Source organism: Streptomyces gardneri (assembly GCF_006539185.1).
GTDB lineage: Bacteria > Actinomycetota > Actinomycetes > Streptomycetales > Streptomycetaceae > Streptomyces > Streptomyces gardneri.
Window position 1 is genome coordinate 86,846 of sequence record NZ_BJMN01000005.1, and the last position, 21,921, is coordinate 108,766.

The 21,921-nt window shown below is 74.5% G+C and carries 17 protein-coding genes; 8 read left to right on the forward strand and 9 right to left on the reverse strand.

What is annotated here, in order from left to right; all coding sequences use genetic code 11:
- Nucleotides 1-14 precede the first annotated feature (14 nt).
- From SGA01_RS02910 to SGA01_RS02930, 5 genes are all read left to right on the forward strand, one after another.
- Nucleotides 15-716 (forward strand): ABC transporter ATP-binding protein, encoded by a 702-nt coding sequence (locus tag SGA01_RS02910; protein WP_141292981.1) that lies wholly within the window; start codon nt 15-17, stop codon nt 714-716.
- On the forward strand, nt 713-3,058 hold the full coding sequence (locus tag SGA01_RS02915) for an ABC transporter permease (protein WP_141292983.1): 2,346 nt from the start codon (nt 713-715) through the stop codon (nt 3,056-3,058). The genes SGA01_RS02910 and SGA01_RS02915 overlap by 4 nt, the downstream gene beginning before the upstream one ends.
- 52 nt (nt 3,059-3,110) lie before the next feature.
- Nucleotides 3,111-3,626 (forward strand): PadR family transcriptional regulator, encoded by a 516-nt coding sequence (locus tag SGA01_RS02920; RefSeq protein ID WP_141292985.1) that lies wholly within the window; start codon nt 3,111-3,113, stop codon nt 3,624-3,626.
- Nucleotides 3,627-3,747: 121 nt separating this feature from the next.
- The gene (locus SGA01_RS02925) at nt 3,748-4,971 is read left to right on the forward strand and encodes a DUF2306 domain-containing protein (RefSeq protein WP_141292987.1); all 1,224 of its coding nucleotides are present in this window, start codon (nt 3,748-3,750) and stop codon (nt 4,969-4,971) included.
- Entirely contained in the window at nt 4,971-5,981 is a 1,011-nt protein-coding gene (locus SGA01_RS02930; RefSeq protein WP_141292989.1) for a hypothetical protein, read from the forward strand. The genes SGA01_RS02925 and SGA01_RS02930 overlap by 1 nt, the downstream gene beginning before the upstream one ends.
- Here the strand turns inward: SGA01_RS02930 and SGA01_RS02935 are convergent.
- The gene (locus SGA01_RS02935; protein WP_141292991.1) at nt 5,958-7,286 is read right to left on the reverse strand and encodes a helix-turn-helix domain-containing protein; all 1,329 of its coding nucleotides are present in this window, start codon (nt 7,284-7,286) and stop codon (nt 5,958-5,960) included. The genes SGA01_RS02930 and SGA01_RS02935 overlap by 24 nt on opposite strands.
- Nucleotides 7,287-7,292: 6 nt before the next feature.
- Complete coding sequence (locus SGA01_RS02940) at nt 7,293-7,523, reverse strand: hypothetical protein (protein WP_141292993.1); 231 nt, start codon at nt 7,521-7,523, stop codon at nt 7,293-7,295.
- 695 nt (nt 7,524-8,218) lie between these two features.
- Between SGA01_RS02940 and SGA01_RS02945 the strand changes: the two genes are divergently transcribed.
- The 3 genes from SGA01_RS02945 to SGA01_RS02955 all read left to right on the forward strand — a co-directional run bounded on the left by SGA01_RS02945 (nt 8,219) and on the right by SGA01_RS02955 (nt 9,893).
- Nucleotides 8,219-8,836: an isochorismatase family protein gene (locus SGA01_RS02945; RefSeq protein ID WP_141292995.1), complete on the forward strand. Its 618-nt coding sequence runs from the start codon at nt 8,219-8,221 to the stop codon at nt 8,834-8,836.
- Nucleotides 8,837-8,988: 152 nt separating this feature from the next.
- On the forward strand, nt 8,989-9,375 hold the full coding sequence (locus tag SGA01_RS02950; protein ID WP_141292997.1) for an STAS domain-containing protein: 387 nt from the start codon (nt 8,989-8,991) through the stop codon (nt 9,373-9,375).
- Between the two features lie 170 nt (nt 9,376-9,545).
- Nucleotides 9,546-9,893: an ArsR/SmtB family transcription factor gene (locus tag SGA01_RS02955; protein ID WP_055644831.1), complete on the forward strand. Its 348-nt coding sequence runs from the start codon at nt 9,546-9,548 to the stop codon at nt 9,891-9,893.
- On the opposite strand, the gene SGA01_RS02960 is transcribed toward SGA01_RS02955, so the two are convergent.
- From SGA01_RS02960 to SGA01_RS02990, 7 genes are all read right to left on the reverse strand, one after another.
- Nucleotides 9,847-10,383, reverse strand: coding sequence for a carboxymuconolactone decarboxylase family protein (locus tag SGA01_RS02960; protein WP_141292999.1), 537 nt, complete (start codon nt 10,381-10,383; stop codon nt 9,847-9,849). The two genes, SGA01_RS02955 and SGA01_RS02960, sit on opposite strands and share 47 nt — an antisense overlap.
- 75 nt (nt 10,384-10,458) lie before the next feature.
- Nucleotides 10,459-11,766, reverse strand: a complete 1,308-nt coding sequence (locus SGA01_RS02965; RefSeq protein WP_141293001.1) for a cytochrome P450 — start codon at nt 11,764-11,766, stop codon at nt 10,459-10,461.
- Entirely contained in the window at nt 11,763-13,505 is a 1,743-nt protein-coding gene (locus SGA01_RS02970; protein ID WP_141293003.1) for an FAD-dependent monooxygenase, read from the reverse strand. Before SGA01_RS02970 ends, SGA01_RS02965 begins: the two co-directional genes overlap by 4 nt.
- A gap of 4 nt (nt 13,506-13,509) precedes the next feature.
- Nucleotides 13,510-16,740 carry a ferritin-like domain-containing protein gene (locus SGA01_RS02975; protein ID WP_141293005.1) on the reverse strand — a complete coding sequence of 1,077 codons (3,231 nt, stop codon included), beginning with the start codon at nt 16,738-16,740 and terminating at the stop codon, nt 13,510-13,512.
- A complete protein-coding gene (locus SGA01_RS02980) occupies nt 16,737-18,362 on the reverse strand; it encodes a flavin monoamine oxidase family protein (RefSeq protein ID WP_229917941.1) in 1,626 nt (541 codons plus the stop codon). Before SGA01_RS02980 ends, SGA01_RS02975 begins: the two co-directional genes overlap by 4 nt.
- A 32-nt stretch (nt 18,363-18,394) precedes the next feature.
- Entirely contained in the window at nt 18,395-20,023 is a 1,629-nt protein-coding gene (locus SGA01_RS02985) for an FAD-dependent monooxygenase (RefSeq protein WP_167533988.1), read from the reverse strand.
- Nucleotides 20,024-20,438: 415 nt separating this feature from the next.
- Nucleotides 20,439-21,884 carry an aminotransferase-like domain-containing protein gene (locus tag SGA01_RS02990; RefSeq protein ID WP_167533989.1) on the reverse strand — a complete coding sequence of 482 codons (1,446 nt, stop codon included), beginning with the start codon at nt 21,882-21,884 and terminating at the stop codon, nt 20,439-20,441.
- Nucleotides 21,885-21,921: the final 37 nt, after the last annotated feature.

Consider the following 21,921-nt stretch of genomic DNA (forward strand, 5'->3'; position numbering starts at 1 on the left):
ACCCTGGAGCACCCATGCCCGAGCCCGACCCCGCCCACCTGATCGACCTGAGCGACGTCGGCAGGACGTACGACGACGGCCCGGCCGCCCTGAGCGGACTGACCCTGCGGGTGCGGCGCGGCGAGGCGCTCGCCGTCCTCGGGCGCTCCGGCAGCGGCAAGTCGACCCTGCTCAACCTCCTCGCCGGACTCGACCGCCCCAGCACCGGCCGGGTGACCGTGGACGGGCTGCGCGTCGACCGGCTGAGCGAGGCCGCGTGCGCCAAGTACCGGCGCAGTCACGTCGGCATGGTCTTCCAGTTCTTCAACCTCCTCGACGACCTCACCGTCCTCGACAACGTGCTTCTCCCGGCCCAACTGGCCGGCGCGGACCGGACCGCGGCGGCGGCCCGGGCCGCCGAACTCCTCGACCGGCTGGGCATCGCCCGCCACGCCCGCGCCCATCCCGGCCGCCTCTCCGGAGGCGAACGGCAACGGGTCGCCGTCGCCCGGGCCCTGATGAACCGTCCGCCGCTGCTCCTCGCCGACGAGCCGACCGGCGCCCTGGACAGCGCGTCCGGCGCGGACGTCCGCGAGCTGCTGCGCGAACTCAACGCCGAAGGGCAGACCATCGTCCTCGTCACCCACGACCTGGCCCTGGCCGAGGCGTGCGCCACCCGCACGATCGAGCTGCTCGACGGCCGGATCGCCCGGGACGTCGCGGCGGTGACCCGATGAGCGGAGCCCTCGGTCGGGTCGTCCGGGCCGGGGTCGGGCGGCGCCGGACGCAGACCGCCGTGATGGTCCTGACGACGCTGCTCTCGGTCGCCGCGGCCGTGCTGGCCCTCGGCCTCCTCGTCGTGTCGTCCGCCCCCTTCGACCGGGCCTTCGCCCGGCAGCACGGGGCCCACCTGACCGTGGAGTTCGACGGTTCCGCCGTCACCCGGGACCGGCTGGCCGCCACGGCCCGGGCGCCCGGCGTGGCCGAGACGGCCGGTCCCTTCGCCCTCGTCTCCGTACGCCTGCGGGGCGAAGGACCCGTGCCGCCCGGCTTTGAACCGCCACCCCTGACCGTGGTCGGCCGGTCCTCCGCCGACGGACCGGTGGACGCGGTGAGCCTGAACGAGGGCCGGTGGGTCCGCTCGGCCGGGGAGATCGTCCTGGAGGCGAGGGCCCTGCCGCCGGGCCTCGTGCTCGGCGACCGGGTGACGTCCGGCACGGCCGAACTCACCGTGGTCGGCATCGCCTCGACCGCCGGCGCGAGCGCCGACGCCTGGGTCGTACCCGACGGGCTCCCGGCCCTCGCCGGAGCGCGGCAGCCCGCGTTCCAGATGCTCTACCGGCTCACCGCGGCCGCCACCCGTGCCGAGGTCGCGGCGGGGCGGGAGGCGGTCGCCGCCGCCGTCCCGGCGGACGCGGTCGCCGGCACCCAGTCCTACCTCGACGTCCGCGAGGCCGCCCAGGAGGACAGGGGGGCCTTCGTCCCCTTCGTCGCCGCCTTCGCCCTCCTCGGGCTCGCGATGTCGGTGCTCGTGATCTCCGTCGTGGTGAGCGGCGCCGTGAGCGCCGCGACCCGCCGGATCGGCATCCTGAAGTCCGTCGGCTTCACCCCGTCGCAGATCGGGCGGGCGTACGTCGCCCAGGCGCTGCTCCCGGGCTCGGTGGGAGCCGTCCTCGGCGTCGCCCTCGGCAACGCCCTCTCCGTCCCCCTCATGGCGGAGGTGGCGGCGGCGTACGGGACGGGCATCGAGCCGATTCCCCTCTGGGTGGACCTCGTGGTGCCCGCCGCCGCCCTGGCCGTGGTGGCCGTCACCGCCTTCGGGCCCGCGCTGAGGGCGGCCCGCCTGCCGACCGCGACGGCCCTCCGCGTCGGTCCGGCCGCCGGCGGCGCCCGGGGCCGCCGGATCCGCGGCCTCCTCGGCCGGCTGCCGCTGCCCCGCCCGGTCACCCTGGGGCTCGCCGCGCCGTTCGCCCGGCCCGCCCGCTCGGTGACCACGGCCGCGGCCGTGACGTTCGGCGCCCTCGCGGTGACCTTCGCGGTGGGGCTCGGCAACACCCTCGTCGCGGTGAAGGCCGACGGGGATCCCAACCGCGGGGGCGACGTGACCGTCCGCACCGTGGCGCCGCCGGAGCCGGGCGAGCAGCTGCCCGGGAAGCCCGCCGACCCGGTGGCCGTGGCGGCGGCGACCGCCGCGCTCCCGGGGACCGGGTCCGTGTACCGGACCACCCGCACACAGATCGGCGTGGCAGGGCTCAAGGGCGGCGCACCGCTCGTCGCGTACGAGGGCGACACCGCGGGCAGCCGGCACACGATGGTCGCCGGCCGCTGGTTCGAAGCCCCCGGGGAGGCGGTCGCCCCGACACGGTTCCTGCGCGCCACGGGCCTGCGGGTGGGGGAGTCGGTGGCCCTGTCCGAGCAGGGGCGCACGGTTCGCGTCCGGCTCGTCGGCGAGGTCTTCGACCTGGGGGGAAACGGCATGGTCCTGCGGACCGCGGCCGCCTCCGTCGCCTCGCTCGACCCCCGCTACATGCCGGCCGTCTTCTTCGTCACCGTCGCCCCCGGCACGGACTCCGCCGCGTACGCGGAGCGCCTGAACACCGCCGTGTCACCCCTCGGCGCGCGGGCCGCCGTGACCGAGGTGGGCAAGTCGAGCGTCATCCTGGCGATGCAGGCGCTGATCGTCATGCTCACGGTGATGCTGGTCGTGGTGGCCTGCCTGGGGGTGTTCAACACGGTGGTCCTCGACACCCGCGACCGGGTCCGCGATCTGGGCGTCTGCAAGGCCCTGGGCATGACCCCGCGTCAGGCGGTCGCCCAGGTCCTCACCTCGGTCGCCGGCATCGGCCTCGTGGCGGGCGTGGTCGGCGTCCCGCTGGGCGTGGGCCTGCACAGCTGGGTGATGCCCGCGATGGGCCGCGCGGTCGGCACCACGATCCCGCCGGCGGACATCGACGTGTACGGGGCGCCGCTGCTCGCGCTCCTCGCCGTCGCCGGCATGGTGATCGCGACCGCGGGCGCGCTGCTCCCGGCGGGCCGGGCGGCCCGTACGAGCACGGCGCACGCCCTGCGGGCGGAGTGACCGCACGACGGCTCGCGGGGGCCGGGCGTGCTCCCCGCGATACCGTCGCGGCATGTCTGAAGTCCGGTTGACCACGCCTTCCTTCCTCGTGCTCGGCATCATCGACCACCTGGGCGAGGCGAGTCCGTACGACGTGAAGGTCGAGGCCGCGCGAACCGTGGCCCCCTTCTGGTCGATGCCCCACGCTCAGGTCTACGCCCAGTGCGACCGGCTCCTGGAGGCGGGGCTGCTCTCGGAGGTGCGGCAGTCCGGTGGCCGCAACCGGCGGCTGATGAAGCTGACGGAGGAGGGGACGGCGGCCCTGCGGAGCTGGCTCGCCGACTCCTCCTTCGTCCCGGTCGAGGCCCGTGAGCGCGGCATCCTCAAGCTGTGGTTCGGCGCCAGCCCGCGCGTCCACGCCCCCGTCCAGGTCGAGGAACACCGTCGGACCCTCGGCGAGTACGAGGAACTGGCCGAGGGTGTGGGGGAGTTGCTGACGCGCGGGCAGCGCGAGGCGCTGGAGTTCGGCATCCGGTACGAGCGGATGATGGTCGACTTCTGGCAGTGGGTGGAGACCCGCGAGCCCTGACCGGTCGCCGGCTCGCCTTCCTCTCCGACTTTGTTACCGACCGGTTGACCCCGGCCGTCTCCCGTCCTACCTTCCTCCATAGTCCAGAAAGGACTATCGCGCGTTCGGAGGGGGATCCGCCGTGGGGCGTCCGACAAGCACGAGACGGGGAAGGGCGGCCGCACTCGCGGTCACGGTGGTCTGCCTGGCGTACGCGCCGATCGCGGTCACCGAAATCTGGCCGTACGCGAGCCCCGGGGCACCCGCCCTGGGCGAGTGGCTCCTCGGCCGGTCCGTCTCCCCGGAGTTCGTGGCCGAGGCCGTGCGCGACCGGATCGGCCCGTACAGCCGCAGCCTGGCCCCGCTGATCGTGCACTCCGTCCTCGGCGGCCTGTTGATGCTGCTCGGCCCCGTCCAGCTGCTCTCGGCCGTGCGGCGGCGCGTCCGGCTGCACCGGATCGCGGGGACCGCCTTCGCCGTCACCGTGTACGTGTCGATGGCCGGCGCCGCCCTCTACCTCGTCCGCACCCCGCCGGAGCAGGCGTTCAGCGGGGCCGCGTTCTGGATCGTCCTCGCCACGATCCTGGTCGGCACCGTCGGCAGCGTGACCCTCGGCGTCCTCGCCGCCGTCCGCGGCCTCCCGGACCTGCACCAGCGCTGGATGTTGCTCTGCTACGGCTTCCTGATGACCGCTCCGCTGCTCCGCCTCGAATGGGGATTCCTGCCCTCGCTCTATCCCGGGCTCTCGATCCAGGACATCAACCGCGTCGCGATCATGCACCTCGGTTCCCTCGTCTCCTTCGGCGCCCTGCTCGCCTCCCGCGCGCTCGACCGGCGCGCCACCGTCCCCGGCCTGACCGGCACCTGGTGCCCGGGGCCGGTCCTGGTCGCCGCCCACCTCGCGGGCGCCGCAGGACTGGCCTGGATCACGGTGGCCTTCCTCGGTCAGGGGACGGGCGGACGCCGACTGCTCCTCGCCTACGTCGTCCCGTACGCCGTCACCTACGCCGTCATCGCGGTGCGGGCGGCACGCGCGCGCGTGCGGGGTGCCGAGTGGGCGCGCGAGGAGTGGCGCCTGCATCTGGCGGCGCTGCTTCTGGCGCCCGCGTTCTCGGCGGTGGCCGTGCCCGTACTGGAGAGGACCATGGGCCTCGACCGGCTCACGGCCCTGACCGCCGGCGTCGGCATCGGCTGCGGGATACTCGCCTACGCGGCCGTCACCGTGGTGAGCCTGCGCGTGCTGTACGGTCGCGAACTCCTCAAGCGGCAGCAGGCGTCGGCCGAGCGGCCGACCGGTCAGGAGGCGGCGATGGCCACCCCCGGCGCGGTGTCCGCCGCGGCCGTCTCAGGGGAAGGCGACCGCTGATGGGTGCCCCGGAGACACCTTCGCCTCAAGGCGCCGGTGCCGAGGTCGAGGCCGGTGCCGGTGCCGGTGCCGGTGCCGGTGCCGGTGTGGATGACGGCGGTGGCACGGTCGGCGGCCGGGAGCTCTCGCCCGCCGTGGTGATCCTGAGCAGCGTCGTGGGCGGCATCAGCCTCACCGTGGGCGCCCTGCTCGCCGTCACGAGCCTGGCTGGATACGCGGCCGGCGCGTGGGTGTCCCTGGAGCCGCTCAGCCCCGGGCTCCTGGGGGCCGCCATGGCAGGGGTCGCACCCGCGCTGTTCGGCCTCGCCAGGGCCCGTTACTGGGAGGAGGCACGCAGCCTCGTCCTGCCGCTCGCGATCGTCCTCGTCGGCCTCTTCGCGGTGAGCCTGCTCAACGGCGGCACCCTTCAGGCCGTGCACGGCGGCCCGTTGTTCCTCGCCCTCTTCAGCCTCGGCTGGGTCGCCACCCTCGGGCTGCTCGCGCTCGCCGCCGTCGTGTGCCTCGCCGCGCAGTACCGCAGGCCGGCCCCGCCCGGGGCGGCCGGGCGTTTGCGCGTCGCCCCGCTGCCCGGCTGGTCGAAGCCGCTCCTCGCGGTCCTCGGCTCCGGATGGCTCGGCATCGGCGCGGGTCTCCTCGCCTTCCCCGCCTTCTGGGGCCCGCTCCTGCCGTGGACGGTGAACCGCGCCGACGCGCAAGGCCTCGGGGTGTGGGCGCTCGCGCTCGGCGTCGGCGTCCTCGGCTCCCTCGCCGAGGACGACCTGGCCCGTATCCGCCCGGCCCTCACGGCCGTGCCGTCGGTGGCACTGGCCGTCGCCGTCCTCCTCGCCGTCCACGCCCGGTCCGTCGACTGGACGTCCGGCCCGGGTGTCTCGCTTCTCGCCCTCGTCGCCGGCCTGTTCACCACCGGTGTCGCGGGCCGCCGGCTCCTGTCGAAGGCGGGTGGCGGCAGCGAAGGGGGCCCAGGGTCCAGCCGTGGAGCGTGGTCTTCACGCGTCGGGGCGGGCCGGTGACGCACCCCCGTTCATCCTGTGTGGATCAGGTGCGTCGTGCTGCGGACGGTTCACCACGATGGGCGGGACGGGCCTGCCGCCAGGAATGTTGATGCGGATGCGGACGGTACCCGCCCTGCCGGACGGCGTGGGGACCGTGCTCGGCCGGGGCGGCGTGTGAGCGGTTCGCGGCGGCGCGAACCAGTCGGTGGCCGGGGCGCCGGGCTCGGCGGGCGCCGGTCGGTCGGTGAGGGTCGGGCGGTCGGTGAGGGTCGGGAGGTCATCGGCCCTCAGCGACAGCGTGGGCGGCCCTTCCGTAGGACGCGGCCAGGACGTGCGGGGCGCCCGTCGCGGGAGCGGGGTCCGGTCGGGGGCCGTGGGCAGCCTCAGCATCAGCGTCGGGGTGTCCGGCGCCAGGCCCGGGGGTGTAACGGCACGGTCGACGGAGCAGTCCCTGCACGGGGCCGCGATCCATCCCCTCGTACCGTCGTAGCCGAACGACGGCCGGCGGCACTGCGGGCAGGCGAGCTCTCCCCGTCGCTGCGCCTGGTCGACGAGCAGCTCCCGGGTCATGCGCGCGGACTGGTCGGGGCGGGCCTCGTTCGGGTCGGGCACCGTCACGAGGAGCTTGAGCCCGGGCTCCTTGCGGGCGGAGGCCTCCAGGTCGCTCATCAGGAGCTGCAGGTCTCGCGGTGTGACCCGGTCGTGGGTGTGGAGGTCGGCGGTCGGCCGACTGCGGCGCGCGCGGGTGGTGCGGCGGTCGGCATCGGCACGGTCCCATGCCTTGCCCCACTCCGCGAGGTCGGCCTTGCGTACGCCGCAGGCCTCGGCGAAGGCGAGGACGAGGGCGCGGCCGGGCGTCGACCGGCCGGCCAGAACACGTCCGACCGTGCTGTGGGGAAGGCGGCCCACTCCGCCGATGCGCTGGTCCAGGCTGCGCAGTGGAGGGCCGCCGTCGTGCTGGTAGAGGTCGACGATGGCGGAGCGCAGGTCGGCGAAGTCCTTCACGACGCTGATGTGACCTCCGCTGCGGTGTCCTCGAAGGACGCCCTGGGCGTGGGCTTCGTCGCGGCGGGCCAGCTTCCACAGCCGCTCCGCCTCTTTGGTGCTGCGGCCGCAGGCCTGAGCGTAGGCGACGACGACGCTCGGGCTCTGCGGCACATGGCGTCCCGAGGCGGCGCGCGCGAGAGTGTCCGCGCTGAAGTCGGTGCGGGCGGCGAGCTGACCGTAGGTCAGCCCCACCTCCGCCCGGCCGTCACGCAGCCATGTGGCGAGGATCCGCAGGGATTTGCTGCACTGCGCGATCGGATTCTCACGGCGCCCCATCGCTGGCTAGACCTCCGTGAGCCCCGGCGCGGGCCGGCCACCGCCGCCTCGCAGGCGGCGCAGGAAGCGCACACCGAGCGTCGCCACCTCGGCGGTCAGGACGAGCATGCTGACGATCTGCCAGCCGGCGTACGCCAGTAAGGCGGCGGTCACGATGATGACGATCACGACCGCGGTGTCCCGGGCGGAAAGGCGGCGCGGTGCGGTGCGGGATGTGCCGCACGTGGAGTCGTTCATGGGAAGAACCTCTGTTTCCGGTGGACTGCGGGCGACGTGCTACGGGTGAACTGATCGGTCGTTCAGGGCGGTTGCCGCCGCCCTCGTGGTGAGTGATGTTGCAGCATGCGGAGCCTCCGCACGAACTCCCGACCGGTCGAATCCGCGTCCGTGTCCCTGAGGGGAGCGCCCTCCGGGGACTGCCTCAACCGGACGTTCTCCCTGCTCAGGTGAGAGACGGGGGACGAGTATCCGCAGGTGCGTCCCACCTTTTCGCGGGCCCGTCGCCGATATCCGCAGGAGCGTCCCTTGCTTCCGAAGGCCTTCCGGGTGCGGCCGTACCTGTAGGAGCCCAGGTCAGAGGGCATGAGCGCCGAAAGTATCCGCATCAATGTCCCGCTGTTGACGTCCGTTGCGGCATGCCCGATCTTTGTCCCTGCGCCCGGCTGCGGATTGTGCTCGTGCCGGGCGTTCTTCGAGGTACTGCGGGCAACTCAGACACCGGAGAGAGCCGACTCGTTGCCGCGGGTCCGCTCAAGGTCCTGGCGCCGGTTCCCGGCGCCGGGACCTGCCCACCGCGCCGCACACGGCGGGCGACCGTGTCCATTCGGGACGCGCCCCAGGCTTCGTGTCCCCGATGCGAGCAGACGTCATCAGGCCCGCGATCGGCCGAAATCCTGTGGAGCGGCGGGGCACATGGGCGCGATCATGGCGGGATGACCCAGCACACGCAGCCCGTGGACGCCCTGATCGTCGTGGACGTGCAGTCGGCCTTCGTCGTCGGTGACGGGGCCGTGCCCGCGGCCGACCTGATCGTCGAGCGGACGACGGACCTGATCGCCCGGGCGCGGAGGGACGGGGCACTCGTCGTCCACCTCCAGAACGACGGGCCGCCCGGAGCGGAGGACGAGCCCCACACGCCGGGCTGGGAACTCCACCATCCCGTCCTGCCCGGCCCCCGGGAGCTGGTGATCCGCAAGCCCCGGGACGACGGCTTCCACGCGACCCCGCTGGGCGAGGTACTCGCCGGCGCCGGGGTCAGGGCGGTCGCCGTCTGCGGTGTGATGTCCGAGATGTGTGTGCAGGCGACGGCCCGTACGGCCCTGGAGCGCGGCTATCGCGTCGTCGTGCCGTACGACGCCCACGCCACCCAGGACTGCCCTGCGGTGCCGGGCATCTGCGAGGCCGTACCGGCGGCGACGGTCTCCCGCGTCGCGGCCTACGCCCTCGGAAGCGACGCGGAGGTCACCGTCCCCACCGCCGACGTCACCTTCACGGCTCCCGAGATCGAGGCCCCCGAGGCGGGCCGAGCCGACGCAGCCGCGAGGTCCTGACCCACGACCGGAGCGGCCCGTCCGCGACCCCCATCCGCTCCGTGAGATGGGATATTGCACAATCCTGCAAATCGTTCCATCCTGGTCCGGCCCCCACGCCCTCCCGCCGCCGCACCCGGCGCCACCGCCGAACGACAGGGAAGACGACGCGCATGACGATCGAATGGCGTTACACGGTCCAGCAGGAGCTGGGCGTGCTGTCCCTGGCCGGGTTCCTCGGTGCCGACGCGCTCGGCCGGTTCACCGGCGCCGTGGGCTGGGCGGTCGCGCGCGGCACGGGACCTGTCGTCCTCGACCTGAGCCGGCTGCGCGGCTGGTCCACGGGCGGGCAGCGCGCCGTCTCGGAGGCGGCCCACCGGCTCCGCGCCGCGGGCCGGAGTCTCGAACTCGCCGCGATCCCCGCCGAAGGCTCCCTCGCCGCCACGGGCGACGACCCGGTGATCCCGGTCCACTGCGACCTCGACGCGGCGTTCGCCGCCCACCTCGACGCGGGTGCGGAACAGCGCGCCTGGCGCAGCGACGCGTGGCCGAGCGAGTGAGACGGGCCCGGCGCTCCGCGCGGACCAGCTCCGGAGATCGCCAGGGCCTGTCTTTCGGATCATGCCGGGCTCGTCCAGAAGACAGGCCCTAGTCCGCGCACCCCGGAAGGCGCGAGTATGGGGGGCATGGTGCACGGTGCTGGTCCGACGCGAGGCGCGGGGTGGGTGCGATGAGCGCGCCGCTCTACCAGTCGAAGGCGGAGTTCTTCAAAACGCTGGGACACCCCGTCCGGATCCGCGTCCTGGAGCTGCTGAGCGAGCGTGAGCACGCGGTCGCCGAGATGCTGCGGGACACCGGCGTCGAAGCGGCGTACCTCTCCCAGCAGTTGGCCGTGCTGCGCCGGGCGAACCTCGTCGTCGCCCGGCGCGAGGGCGTGGCCGTCTACTACACGCTGACCGGGCCACGGGTCACCGAACTCCTCCTCGTGGCCCGCTCGATCCTGTCCGACGACGCCCTCGCGGGGCGGGCGGTCACGCCTCCGGACCGGACTCCGGCTGGATGCCCGCGAGGAGATTGAAGGCCCCGGTCAGCAGGTTGAGCGTGACCACCCCGACCACCTCCGCGATCACCCGGTCGCTCCAGCCGTGCGCCCGTACCTCGGCGACGTCCTCGTCGGAGAGCGAGCCCGGCTCGGCGAGGACCCGGAGCGCGAGGCCGATGAGCGCCGCCTCGCGCGGATCGGTCGACGTGCCCTGGCGGGCCAGTTCGATGTCCGTCTCGCTCAGCCCCGCCGCGCGCCCGGCCGAGCGGTGGGCCTCGCGGCAGGTGCCGCAGCCGATCCACTCCTGCACGGCGAGCGACAGCTTCTCGCTGAGGGCGCGGGGGATCTTCACCCGTTTCATCGCCCGGGACAGGCTCAGATAGCCGTCGAGCAGCGCGGGCGAGTGCGCCATCGTCGACACCATCTCGCCGACCGAACCGTGCCGTTCGACGATGTCGGTGAGCACCTCGCGTGCCCGGCCCGGCGCCTGCTCGGGGGTGAGCGCGGTCAGTCTTCTCGTGGTCACGGAACCTCCTCGTTATACCCGTGGGGGGTATAACGAGGACTGGGGTGCGGGAGTTCCCGGAGGCCTCCCGGGGCGTCAGGGAGGCGAAGCCGGCGTCAGCGTCAATCGGGACGGGCCGTGGAACACCCAGTCAGGGGCGTACTCCACCTCGACGCCCGGCCGGGCGCCCGGGGCGAGCGCGGGCAGCCGGTCGAGCAGGACGCCGAGTCCGATCTCCGCCTCCGCCCGCGCGAGCGCCGCCCCCGCGCAGTAGTGGATGCCCAGACCGAACGCGCAGTGGCGGCCGCTGTCCCGGTGGATGTCGAGGACGTCGGGGTCCGGGAAGCGGTCCGGGTCCCGGTGGGCCGAGCCCAGGACCAACTGCAGGCGGTCGCCGCGGCGGACGGTCCGGCCCGCCAGCTCCGTGTCCCGCTGAGCCCATCGCGTCACCATCTGCACGGGCGGATCGTGCCGCAGGAACTCGTCCACGGCGTTCGGCAACAACCCCGGATCGGCCCGGAGTTCGTCCGCCACCTCCGGGCGCGCGAGCAGCGCGAGCACCGCCTTGCCGATCAGCCCCGTCGTCGTCTCGTGCCCGGCGGTCAGCAGATGCGTGCAGGTCGCCGCCAGCTCCGAGCCGCTCAACGACGGATCCTCCGCCCCGGCCCGGGCCAGCGCCGAGAGGAGGTCCCCCCGGTCCTCGGTACGCCGCGCCGCCAGCTCCCGGTGGAAGTACCCGTCCAGCTCCGCCGCCGCCCGCTCGGCCCCGTCCAGCGCGGCCGGCGTCCGGTCGCCCCGGGTACCACCCGCCTGCTGGAGGGCCAGCGCCTGCGCACGGAACCACGGCCACAGCTCGGCCTCCACCCCGAGCAGCCCGCCGATGACCAGCAGGGGGTACGGAGCCGCGAAACCCTCGACGAGCTCCACCGCCGACCGGCGCGCGAGCGGCGCGACGAGCTCCTCCGCGATCTCCCGTACGCGCGGACGCAGCGCCGCCACCGCGGCGGCCCCGAGCGGCGGCGTCACCCGGGCGCGCAACCGCGTGTGCCGGGGCGGGTCGAGGAAGACGAGCCAGTTCTCGACGACCCGCCGCAGTGTGACGTACCCGTCCGGGACCGGCGCCGCTCGCGCCGTCAGTGGGGAGGACCGGGCGAAGCTCCGGCCCGCCAGGACGTGCGCCACCTCCGCGTGGCCGAAGAGATACCAGGTCGTGGGCGCCGCATCGCCGTGCGCGTCCGGCCCGCCCCGCACGGCGTGCACCGGGTCCGTCTCGCGGTAGCGCCGGTAGACGGGATAGGGGTCGGCCAGGTCGAGCCGCGCCGGGTCGAAGGGTTCCGGCGCCCCGCCTGCTGCCCTAGCCGGCCTGCCCGCTCCCGTGCCCGCCCCGCCCGTCCGCCCGCTCATCCGCCGGCCCCGCGCACCAGGTCCGCGATCCGCAGCGGATCGGGAGGCGGGGCGGCCCCGCGCCACGCCACGTGCCCGTCCGGGCGCACCAGCACATACGGCCGCTCGTACCTCCGCGCCACCCGAGGGTCGCGGCAGTGTCGTACGCGGAGGGGCACCCGGCGGTCGGCGAAGGCGCGGACGAGACCGTCGGGAGAGCCCCCTCCGATGCCGATGCCGCCACCTCTGCCGATACGGCCTCCGGTGCCGCCTCCGGCGTCGAAGCAGAGCAGGACGAACTCCCCTCCGTACAGGTCGAGTGTCGACCGGCCGGGGCCGAGCCACGCGTGGGGAGCCCGGACCCCGGGCAGCGTCGTACGGTTCCAGACCGGCCCGTCCGCCTCGTCCGCCCCCTCCGGCACAGCGTCGACCGAGCCCTCCTCCCGTGCGATCGCCGTGGACACGTACCGGTGCGCGAAGTGCAGGTCGGGTGCGTCGAACTCCCTGAGCGGATCGGAGTCCGCGATCTCCCGGCCCAGTTCGGCGCGGGCCCGCTCCCCGTCCTCCGTCGCGTGGAGCAGCGTGGGGGAGAGGCGTCGGTCGACGGTCCGCCGCAGATTGAGGTGGCTCTCCTCCATGCTGCTGACGGCGACCGGCCGCCGTTCGCTCTCGTACGTGTCGAGCAGCCCGGCCCCGGCCCAGCCCGCCAGCTCCGCCGCCAGCTTCCACCCGAGATCGGCCGCGTCGCCCACGCCCGTCGCGAGCCCGAAGCCGCCCGACGGCGACAGCGTGTGCGCCGCGTCCCCGGCGAGGAAGACCCGTCCGTCGCGGTAGACCGACGCCACCCGATGGGTCAGGTGCCAGGTGGTGTCCGAGAGGATCTCCACCGGCACGTCCGGTGTGATCGCACGCCGCACGACGCGCTCTGCCTCGGCGGGTCCGGCGGGACACGTCAGCCGGTACAGATCCCGGCCGTCCATCGCCCGGAGCGGATAGCGCAGCCCGCCCGGTTCCGTGACGAAATGGACGAGCGCCGCGCGCGCCCCGAGCACGGCTCCGAGCCCGGGGGCGCGGAAGAGGATGTTCCGCAGGGTGCGGGTGCGGTGCCGCTCGGGCACGGCGATCCCGCAGGCCTTGCGGACGAGGGAGGAGGCCCCGTCGCAGCCCACCAGATACCGGGCGTGCACCGTCGTCCGCACCCTCGCCCCGTCCACGAGGACCGCTCCGACCCGGTCGGGCTTCCGGACGAGATCGACCAGACGAGTGCCGAGCCGGACGGGCCCAGCCGGCCGGACCCCCAGGCGTGCGGTGAGCAGGGGGGCCAACCAGTGCTGCGGGCAGATCGACTCGGGTTCCGGTGTGTACGAGGGCAGGGGCCGTTCACCGGCCGTGCCGAGCCGCAGCCGGTGCAGCTCGTACCCGCCGACGGCCGTCACCCACGCGATGTCGAGGGTGTGTTCCGCCGGCCAGCCCGCGCCCCGGATCGCGTCCGCGACGCCCCAGCGCCGGAACGCCTCCATGGCGCGCGGGCCGACGGTGGAGACCCTCGGGTGCGTGACCCGCCCGTCCCCGGCCTCCGCCAGGACGAAGTCCACGCCCCGGTGGGTGAGGTCGAGGGCGAGCGCGAGTCCCACGGGCCCGCCGCCCACGATCAGCACCTCGGTCTCCTCGACCGCGGACCGGGCCGCCGCTCCGGGCGCGCCCGTACCCCTGCCCCCGACGCCGCTCGCGCTCCTGCTGCTCCTGCTGCTGTCCGACACGGTCTCAGCTCCTCCCTTCGTGCGCGAAGCGCTCCGCGTACCAGGCCATCAGCTCCGGCACCCTGTCCGGCACGCCCTCGCACTCCCGGGCCATCGCCGCGAGATGTCGGAAGCGCATCGCGAACCCGCGCCGGGCCACATCGGGGCGCGCGATGTACGCGGGCGGCTCCTCCAGCTCGAAGGAGGGCCCGGCCGTCCGTCCCCGCCACCCCGACTCCAGCGGCATCAGCTGCTCGGCCAGCGGGCGCATCATCCCCGTCATCACGTCGATGGCCGCGTTCATCAGCTTCGAGCGGCGCAGGCTCCCGTCCGGGCTCTCGCCGAAGTGCTGCACGATCAGCTGGAGCATCATGAAGTAGCAGCGGTTGAAGAGCCGCATCACCTGCCGTGCGTGCGGATCGCTCACCGCCGCACGCCCGGGGTGCCCGTGGTCGAGCGTCGGATTGCGCAGCGACGGGTACGCCGGGTGCCACGGCGACCCTTCGCCGTGCGGCCCGTCGGCGCGCTCCGTCATCAGCAGCTCGGCGAGGCGCACGAACGTCTCGTGATGGGACTCGGAGCCGGCCCTCTCCGTGTCGAGGACCCCGCCCTCGCCCTGCTCCGTCACGAAGTCGACGGCGAAGAGCGCGCTCGACAGGTCGTCCACCTCCAACTGGTAGTCCGGATGTACGGCGTTGACCGTGCCGCCGATGAAGAGGTGGTGCTCGCCCCCGCCGCGTCCCCGGTCCACCGGGAACAGGTCGGGGACCCGGGTCAGGCCCTCCCGGATGCCCGCGTACAGCTCGCTCGGCGAGCCGAACGGGCCGGGCCCGTCCATCGCGCCGGTGCCGCCCGCGAGCCGCTCGGGCCGCTCGATGGCGATGAACCGTTGGAGGCTGCCCAGGTGCAGCGGTTCGAGCGCGAAGTCCAGCGGCAGCGGCAGCCTGCCGGGAGTGCCGAAGTCGATCGCGGGGACGTGGAACGGCTCGCCCATCGCCATCAGGATGTTGTTGACGACCAGGAAGTGCATCATCTCCTCCCTGGCGACGTCGAAGAGGCTGTCCCGGACGCCCTTGGCCAGGCTCTCCCCGCCGTCGCCGCAGGCCAGCCGCAGCTGCCGCGGGGTCCACACCCCGCTGCGGACGTACTCGAACCCGGTCCCGTGCGTGGGCACCGAGTACCCCGCGTAGAGGTACTGGAGCGAGGTCGCGAGCTCCACCGTGACGGCCTGCCAGAGCGCCGACCGCAGCTGGGCCCGGGTGGTGATCTGCGGAGGGGAGCTGACCGGTGACGGGACGGCGGCCGGGGGCACGGCCGCCGCCGCGCTCTGCGCCCGCAGGTACTTCAGGAGCAGCCGCGCCTTGGGCAGGGACAGGTCACGGGTCGGCGGCATGTAGTACGTCCGGTCCTTGTTCGCCGGATCGCACATCTGCCAGATGAGCTTCGCGTACGTCTCCACCTTGCAGCGGTCGGCCAGGCTGAACACCTCGTCGCGCATGAACGGGAACAGCTGCTCGTAGTACGCGAACACCTCGCGGTGCAGCAGCTCGAAGGTCACGTCCTGCTGGAGGACGGCGTCCAGCTGCCAGTCGTCGGGCAGGACGCGGACGGCGGCGGAGCCCGCCCAGGGCCAGAAGCCGAGGGCGTCCCCGTGGTCGTAGCAGGCCTCGGCGGAGCCCGGGGCCCCCGGGTCGTGCGGTGGCAGTTCCTCGGGACCGGCCGCGAGCAGGAGCCGTGCCGTGCCGGCGCGCGCACCGGAGACGGTGAACCAGCCGCGCCCGTGCGCGTCCGTGGCGAAACCGCACCAGGAGGACGGCACGGCATCACCGGGCTTCTCCCCGGCGGTCCGGCCGGCCCGGAGCCGGACGATCTCGAGGTCCCCGCAGCGGGCCGTCGGGGCCGAGGCCACCGGATCCAGCGGGAGGGCGCGGGGGTTGGGGAACTGCCGGACGACGATCTGATCGAGTGCGGCCGGAACACCCCGCAGGAAGGTCCGGACCGGGACCTCGACCGCGTGCTCGTCGCCGCGCTCCGGGTCGGGGTGTTCCAGGATCAGGCAGGCCTCGTCGGTCAGGACGACGGCCTCGCGCTCCCGCAGCAGCACCGTGCTCGCGTCCTCGCCGTCCGTCGTCGGGCGCACCAGGGCGAGCCCTTCCTCCGCGGCCCGCCGCACCCCCTCCGCCGATGCGGCCGGCACGGTCACGATCCGGCCCCCCTCGGGTGCTCCTGCCGGCAGGACGGCGACCGGCAGGCCCGAGCGGGCGGTCCGCAGCTCCAGGGCGGGTCCCCCGTCCCGTACCACCGCGCCGGTGGCGTCGAGGCCTGGCGCGAAGGGCCAGTTGAACGCCACCGTGTCAGGGGAGACCCGCACGGTGCACGGTCCCGGGCCCCCGCCGGCGCGGACTTCCCTCCCGTACGGGACGAGCAGTCGTCCCGCCGGGTGTGTGCGCGGCTCGTCGGGCCGCCAGGGCGCGATGGTGCCCCGCAGCCGCCACACCCCCGGAGCGTCCTCGGCCTCTGGCCCGTCGGCCCCTACGCCCTCGAGGGACGCGGCCGGCGCGGCCGGTCGCTCCAGGGTGAACTGCACCACGATCCCGCCGCCTTCGCCCTCCTCCACGGCGGCCCGCAGGGCGCGGACGGCGGGGGAGTCCACCGCCCCCGCCGGCCAGTCGAGCCCCTCTCCGGCGCCGATCGCGAACTGGTGGAGCGTCCGGCACACCGGCGCGAAGCCGTGCCACCGGGGCGGCATGAACCCGGCCACGTCCCCGACGCACAGGTAGCCCGCGTCGTGCGAGCGCCCCTCCCGTCCGAACGCGAACCGGCCGCCCATCAGGGTCGTCGTCCACGCGGAGGCGGGATCGACGTCGAAGACCCGGGCGCGGTTCACCGTCGTGCCCAGATACGGGTTGTAGTGGCCCCACAGGTCGACGGCCCGCCCGACGACCGGATCGGCCGTCTCGACGGACCCGTCCGCCCGCTCCACCCCGGTCACGCGGGCGTCCAGGACGAGATGGCCGTTCCCGGAGAAGTGCCCGCCGCGCGCGCCGTGCTCCGCCAGGTGCTCGTGATAGGCCTCGGCGGGCCCGTCCTCCCCGAACGGGCCCACCGCCGACGGGTGTTCGGACCCGCTCGTGGCGCCCGTACCCCGCAGGGCGGTGTTGCGCGCCAGGTCCACGAGTCCGCCGCGCGGCCCCGTGGGCAGCCGGGTCACGGCGGTGCCGCCGAAGTACAGCCGGGGCAGGTCGAATACGCTCATGCCGCCTCCAGCCCGACCCGCGGCGCCACGCCCCGGCCCGGCGCGTGCCGGGCGATGAGGTCCACGGCCTCAAGGGCCGATTCGACGGCCCCCTCGATCCACGCGGGCTCGGTCGCGCAGTGCTCCCCGGCGAAGAACATCCGGCGCTGCGGCCGCACGGCCCGCCGGCGCTGCTCCTCGCAGGCGGCGGGGTCCTGCCCCCAGCGGATGGTGCAGCCGCCCTCCGTCCACGGATGCTCGCCCCACGCGAGGCTCGCGACACCCCGCACCATCCCGCGGCGCAGCAGCTGCGGATGCATCCGGCCCAGCTCCTCGACGACCGTCCGGTGCCGCAGGGGCGGCGGCATCCGGCCGAGGTGGTCGGCGTCCTCGCCGATCGTGTAGCTGGCGAGGAGGGCCGCGCCCTGGGCCGGATCCGTGGCCCCCTCGGCGGCCGAGGGGGGATAGTACGTCTGCCGGATGCGGCCCCCGCTGAAGGAGGCGCCGCCCCGGATCCCCTCGCGCTCCCAGAACGGCTCGCGGCAGTGCACCGCGACCTTCGTCGCCGGGCAGTAGTCCACGTCCCGCACGACCGCGAGCTTGTCCTCGTCGAAGCCGGTCAGCGTGAGGCCCCGCAGCACGGAGAACGGCACGGTGCACAGCACGTAGTCGCAGCGCCGTACGGTCGCTCCCGGCCCGCCCCCGATCCGTACGAGGACGTGGTCGGCGGCCACCTCGAAGCCGGACACCCGCTGCCCGAACCAGATGGGACCGCGCACGCGGGCGGCGAGCCGCTGCACCAGCTGGTCCATGCCGCAGGCGAGCCGCACCAGTTCGGGACTGGTCTCGGTGAGGATGTCGTCGAGGAAGCTGTTCAGCCGGGTGCCGCAGCCGGCCCGGATCCCCGGATGGGCGGCGAACAGGCCGTGCACGTCTATCCGGTCCTTGGCGCTGCCGAGGAGGTGCGGGGACACGTCGACCTCCTCGACGAGGTCGAGGAGGTTGCGGGCGAGATCGGCGCGCAGCCCGTCCCGCAGCCCCGGCGGGGCCACCGCGTCGACCACGGCCGCGAGCCACGCGCCGAACACCACGGTCTCCTCGCGGTGGTCGGCGCCCGGCAGCGAGGCGCGGACGTCGGCGATCAGCGCGTGGGGCGCGTCCCGCAGCCGGACATGGCCGGTGCTGGTCGCCAGGAAGGCGTTCTCCTCGGACAGGAGGGTCGTGAACGGGCGGACCTGGTCGGCGAGGCCGAGGTGCTCGACGTACCGCATCGTGCGGTGGTGCGCGGTCGGGATGCGCATCGCGCCGAGCTCCACGAACGGGGCGCCCTCGGACGCGCCGAACCGGTGCGTGTGGACGCGGCCGCCCAGCCGGCGACTGCCCTCGATGACCTCGACGCGGAACCCGAGCCGCTCCAGCTCGTACGCGGCGACCAGACCGGCCATTCCCGCGCCCACGACGCTGACCGTGCTGTTGGCGCGGGTACGGCGGCGGGCGCGGGGCAGGAGCGTCGGCACATGGCCGGGCCGGGTGACGGCGGTGGGCCCCGCCACGGCCGCGGCGGTGGTCTGTGGTGCGGTGGCTCCCGGCACGGTGGCGGGCTGCGTCACGGCGGTGGCCTGCGTGACGGTTGCGGTCTGCATGTCGGTCCGACTCCCCCTCGAATCACTGCGGATCAATGCGGACGGTGCGGCGGGTGCTCCTGGGCACGCCGGACGGGTGTCCGGCCCTCGGCGGCGAGCGCCACGAGGTAGGAGCGGAGCAGAGCGGGACGGGCCAGCGGGGCGACCAGGCCGACGTATCCGTCGGGCCGGACGAGCCGCAGGTCGTCGGGGTGGCCGAGGCGCCGGGCCTCGGCGGTGTCCCAGGGCGTCACCGGGAGGACGCGGACCGGGGCCGGCAAGCCCTCGCAGGCCTGCCGCAGGGCGTCGAGCACCCCCGCGCCGGCCCGAGCGGCGTGCAGGACCAGCGTCCACCGCTCGTACCCGAGCAGGGTGTGCAGCCGGACGGCCGCGGCGCCTTGGATGCCGGCATCGGCGGTGAGCGCGACGTCCGGCATCCGGTCGCCCGCGCGCGGACCGGCGCGGTATCGGCGGCCGGGCCGGTGCCGGGACAGCGCGCTGTCCCGGTGGCTCCGGCTCAGGTCGCTCAGTCGCAGGTCCAATCGGCGCTGGAAGCCGCGCCGGGCGAGGGCCGCGGGCACGGTGGCCGTGAACGCCCGGAAACCGAGCGGCGGGAGCGGCAGCTCCATGAAGTTGAACCGCATCTCGCGGATGTACCGCACGGCCAGGAGCCGCTGTTCGTCGCTGTACGTGTCGAGGAGCGACTCGCCCGCCTGCCCGTGGTGCACGGCGGCCAGCTTCCAGGCGAGGTTGTGGGCGCCGAGGATGCCGACGTTCATGCCGTGGCCGCCGACCGGCGCCCAGGCGTGCGCCGCGTCCCCGGCGAGCAGCCCGCGCCCCGAGCGGAGCCGAGCGGCGACCCGGTCGCTGAAGCGGGCCCGGTTGAGCCAGAGATGATCGGTGGCCTCCAGGCGCAGACCGGGCATCAGGGCGGTCTCCGCGACCAGGTCACGGAGTTCGCCGATGGTGGGGGCGGCGGTCAGCGTGGGGTCGGGGTCGTCGCGGAAGCAGAAGAAGCGGAAACCCCCGCCGGGCAGCGGGAAGACGAGCAGGGAGCGGTGCGGAGCCAGGAAGATGTGACCCCGGCCCGGCTCTTCGCCCAGCCGCCAGGTCGGGTGGGCGTTGCCCTGGACGACCTGGAGGCCCGTGCGACGGCGCCCCTCGAAGGCGATGCCCAGCCGGTCCCTGACCACACTGGCGGTGCCCTCGCAGCCGACGATCCACGGGGCGACCGCGGACTCCACCGTGCCGTTCTCGTGCCGCAGGGTGAACTCGGCCCGGTCGTCGTGGACCTTGACGTCCGTCAGCTCCGTGTTCCACTCGACCCGGGTGCCGAGCCGGGCCAGCTCCTCCGAGAGGAGGCGCTCGATGTCGTGCTGCTCGATGTTGAGGGGCCGGGCGTGGGCCGACCGTGCCCAGCCGGTGGTGAGTTCGCCGAGGGCCCGGTCGCGGGCGTGGACGGTCACCGCCTCCAGTTCCACCCCGCGGTGCCGGAGCGTCTCGCCGACGCCCAGGGCGTCGAGCGCCTCCCTGGCCCGCGCCCACAGCACCAGCGCCCGTGCCTCGCGCTTGGTCGCGGGCGCCTTGTCGACGATCCGGACACGGACCCCGAGGCGGCGCAGGCCGATGGCCAGGGTCAGGCCGACCGGGCCCGCCCCGACCACGCACACGTCCACGTCCACGTCGCCGGCTCCTTCGCCTGTGCCCAACCGGGCCACCCCCCGCTCTCCGTTCGCCGTTCCCGGTGTTCAGAGTGCTTGCGGAAGATCACCTTCAACAGGGCGTGCAGAGGGGCGCTGGGATCAGTGCCACCAGGGAAGATGACTACCTGTGCATCATTCGGTCCGTTTGAGTGACGATGGGTGGAATCAAGCCGCCCGCGATGATCCATCGCCGTGGGCGGTCCGCGCGGAGCCACGGCTCCCTGGCCGGATCAAGCCCTTCGAACTCCACTCAACGGCAGCCGAGTTGACAGAGAAACGCCATGCCGAGCGGGAACGAATCGCGTGGCCCGCTCTCCCTCGGTGGACGCGCGTGGCAAGTTCTGGACAGCCGAAACGGGAACTCTCCCCACCGGCATCGGCCGGCCGGTGTCCGTCAGCCCGCCGCCGCGCGCCGCGCGCACTCCAGGAGAGTGGGCAGGGCCGCCTCCAAGGCCGCCGTCCCGTGGGCGTACGGCAGTCTGAGCCGGTCCCGGAAGCCGTCCACCGGGGAGAAGGCCGACCCCGGGACGACCGAGACCCCACGGCGCCGCGCCAGCTGCGCGAGGGTCTCGGTGTCGGTGCCCGGCACGCGTACCCAGAGGGCGGCGCCGCCCGCCGGCCGGGTCCACTCCCAGTGCGGAGCCCCGGAGCGCAGCAGCGCCTCGGCCGTGTCCCGGTGGGCCCGCAGCTCTGCCCTGCGCCGGGCCCGCGCCTCGGGCAGCCGGTCGAGCAGCCGGACGGCCACGAGCTGGTCCACGACCGAGCACGACAGGTCGACCGACGTCTTGATCTTCGCGAGCCGGGCCACCACCTGGGGGGAGGAGCGCACCCAACCCACCCGCAGACCGCCCCAGAAGAGCTTCGACAGCGTGCCCACGGTCACCGCCGACGCCATGGGAAGCCCCGCGACCAGCGGCCCCGGAGCACCGGACGCCCCCTCCCCGAGGGCGAGTTCGGCGCAGGCCGTGTCCTCGACCGTGAACAGCTCCAGGTCCTCCAGGACCCGCCGCCACTCCCGGCGCGCCGCGCCGTCCAGCGTCCGGCCCGTCGGGTTGTGCACGGTCGGCTGGAGGTACACCAGCCGGGGCCTGCCGTGGGCGCTCAGCCGCCGCACCGCCGCCGCGCCGGAGCCCTCGCCCCCGCCGGCGCCGTCCGAACCGACCGGCACCAGCCGGGCGCCCCGTGCCCGCAGCGCCTCCAGGGCGCCCCGGTAGGTCGGGTCCTCCACGACCACCGTGTCGCCCGGCTCCACCAGCGCCTGCGCCACCAGCCACACCGCCTGCTGCGAGCCCGCCGTCACCAGGATCTGCCCGGCCTCCGTGGGCACGCCCGCGGCCCGGTAGTACGCGGCGATGCCCTCCCGCAACGCCGGGATGCCGTACGGGTGGTAGCCGTCGGCCACCAGCAGCCCGCCGAGGTCGCCGGAGGTCAGCGCCCCCACCGCCTCGCCGACCGCGTCGAGTCCCGGGAGCGCCCCGCTCGACAGGTCCGCGACACCCGCCGTCCCCGTACCCGCGCGGGCGTCGAAGCTCACGAGCCGGCCCTCGGTGACGTACCGGTCGAGCGCCCCCGAGGCCCGCAGCCGCGAGCCGCTGCCGCGCACGCTCTCCAGCCACCCCTCCGTCTCCAGGAGGCCGTAGGCGGAGGTGACCGTGGACCGGCTGACGCCCAGGACCAGCGCCAGTTCGCGCTGCGAGGGCAGCACGCTCCCCGCCGGTACGTCGCCGCGCTCGGCCAGCTCCCGCAGCGCGTCCGCCAGTCGGCGCGGGAGAGGCCCGGGCCCCTCCGAGGACCAGCCGGTGAGGAGACGGGACAAACGGGTCGAAGCAATCCTGGCCATGGCTCCCATAGTGCGCCACGACGCAGGCCAATTCGCC

What these genes read in the sequence shown, in the direction of transcription:
- SGA01_RS02955 (WP_055644831.1), top strand. Translation starts at nt 9,546, where the DNA reads ATGAGCGCGCCGCTCTACCAGTCGAAGGCGGAGTTCTTCAAAACGCTG.
- SGA01_RS02935 (WP_141292991.1), bottom strand. Translation starts at nt 7,286, where the DNA reads ATGGGGCGCCGTGAGAATCCGATCGCGCAGTGCAGCAAATCCCTGCGG.
- SGA01_RS02950 (WP_141292997.1), top strand. Translation starts at nt 8,989, where the DNA reads ATGACGATCGAATGGCGTTACACGGTCCAGCAGGAGCTGGGCGTGCTG.
- SGA01_RS02965 (WP_141293001.1), bottom strand. Translation starts at nt 11,766, where the DNA reads ATGAGCGGGCGGACGGGCGGGGCGGGCACGGGAGCGGGCAGGCCGGCT.
- SGA01_RS02945 (WP_141292995.1), top strand. Translation starts at nt 8,219, where the DNA reads ATGACCCAGCACACGCAGCCCGTGGACGCCCTGATCGTCGTGGACGTG.
- SGA01_RS02980 (WP_229917941.1), bottom strand. Translation starts at nt 18,362, where the DNA reads ATGCAGACCGCAACCGTCACGCAGGCCACCGCCGTGACGCAGCCCGCC.
- SGA01_RS02990 (WP_167533989.1), bottom strand. Translation starts at nt 21,884, where the DNA reads ATGGCCAGGATTGCTTCGACCCGTTTGTCCCGTCTCCTCACCGGCTGG.
- SGA01_RS02920 (WP_141292985.1), top strand. Translation starts at nt 3,111, where the DNA reads ATGTCTGAAGTCCGGTTGACCACGCCTTCCTTCCTCGTGCTCGGCATC.
- SGA01_RS02975 (WP_141293005.1), bottom strand. Translation starts at nt 16,740, where the DNA reads ATGAGCGTATTCGACCTGCCCCGGCTGTACTTCGGCGGCACCGCCGTG.
- SGA01_RS02915 (WP_141292983.1), top strand. Translation starts at nt 713, where the DNA reads ATGAGCGGAGCCCTCGGTCGGGTCGTCCGGGCCGGGGTCGGGCGGCGC.
- SGA01_RS02940 (WP_141292993.1), bottom strand. Translation starts at nt 7,523, where the DNA reads ATGAACGACTCCACGTGCGGCACATCCCGCACCGCACCGCGCCGCCTT.
- SGA01_RS02910 (WP_141292981.1), top strand. Translation starts at nt 15, where the DNA reads ATGCCCGAGCCCGACCCCGCCCACCTGATCGACCTGAGCGACGTCGGC.
- SGA01_RS02930 (WP_141292989.1), top strand. Translation starts at nt 4,971, where the DNA reads ATGGGTGCCCCGGAGACACCTTCGCCTCAAGGCGCCGGTGCCGAGGTC.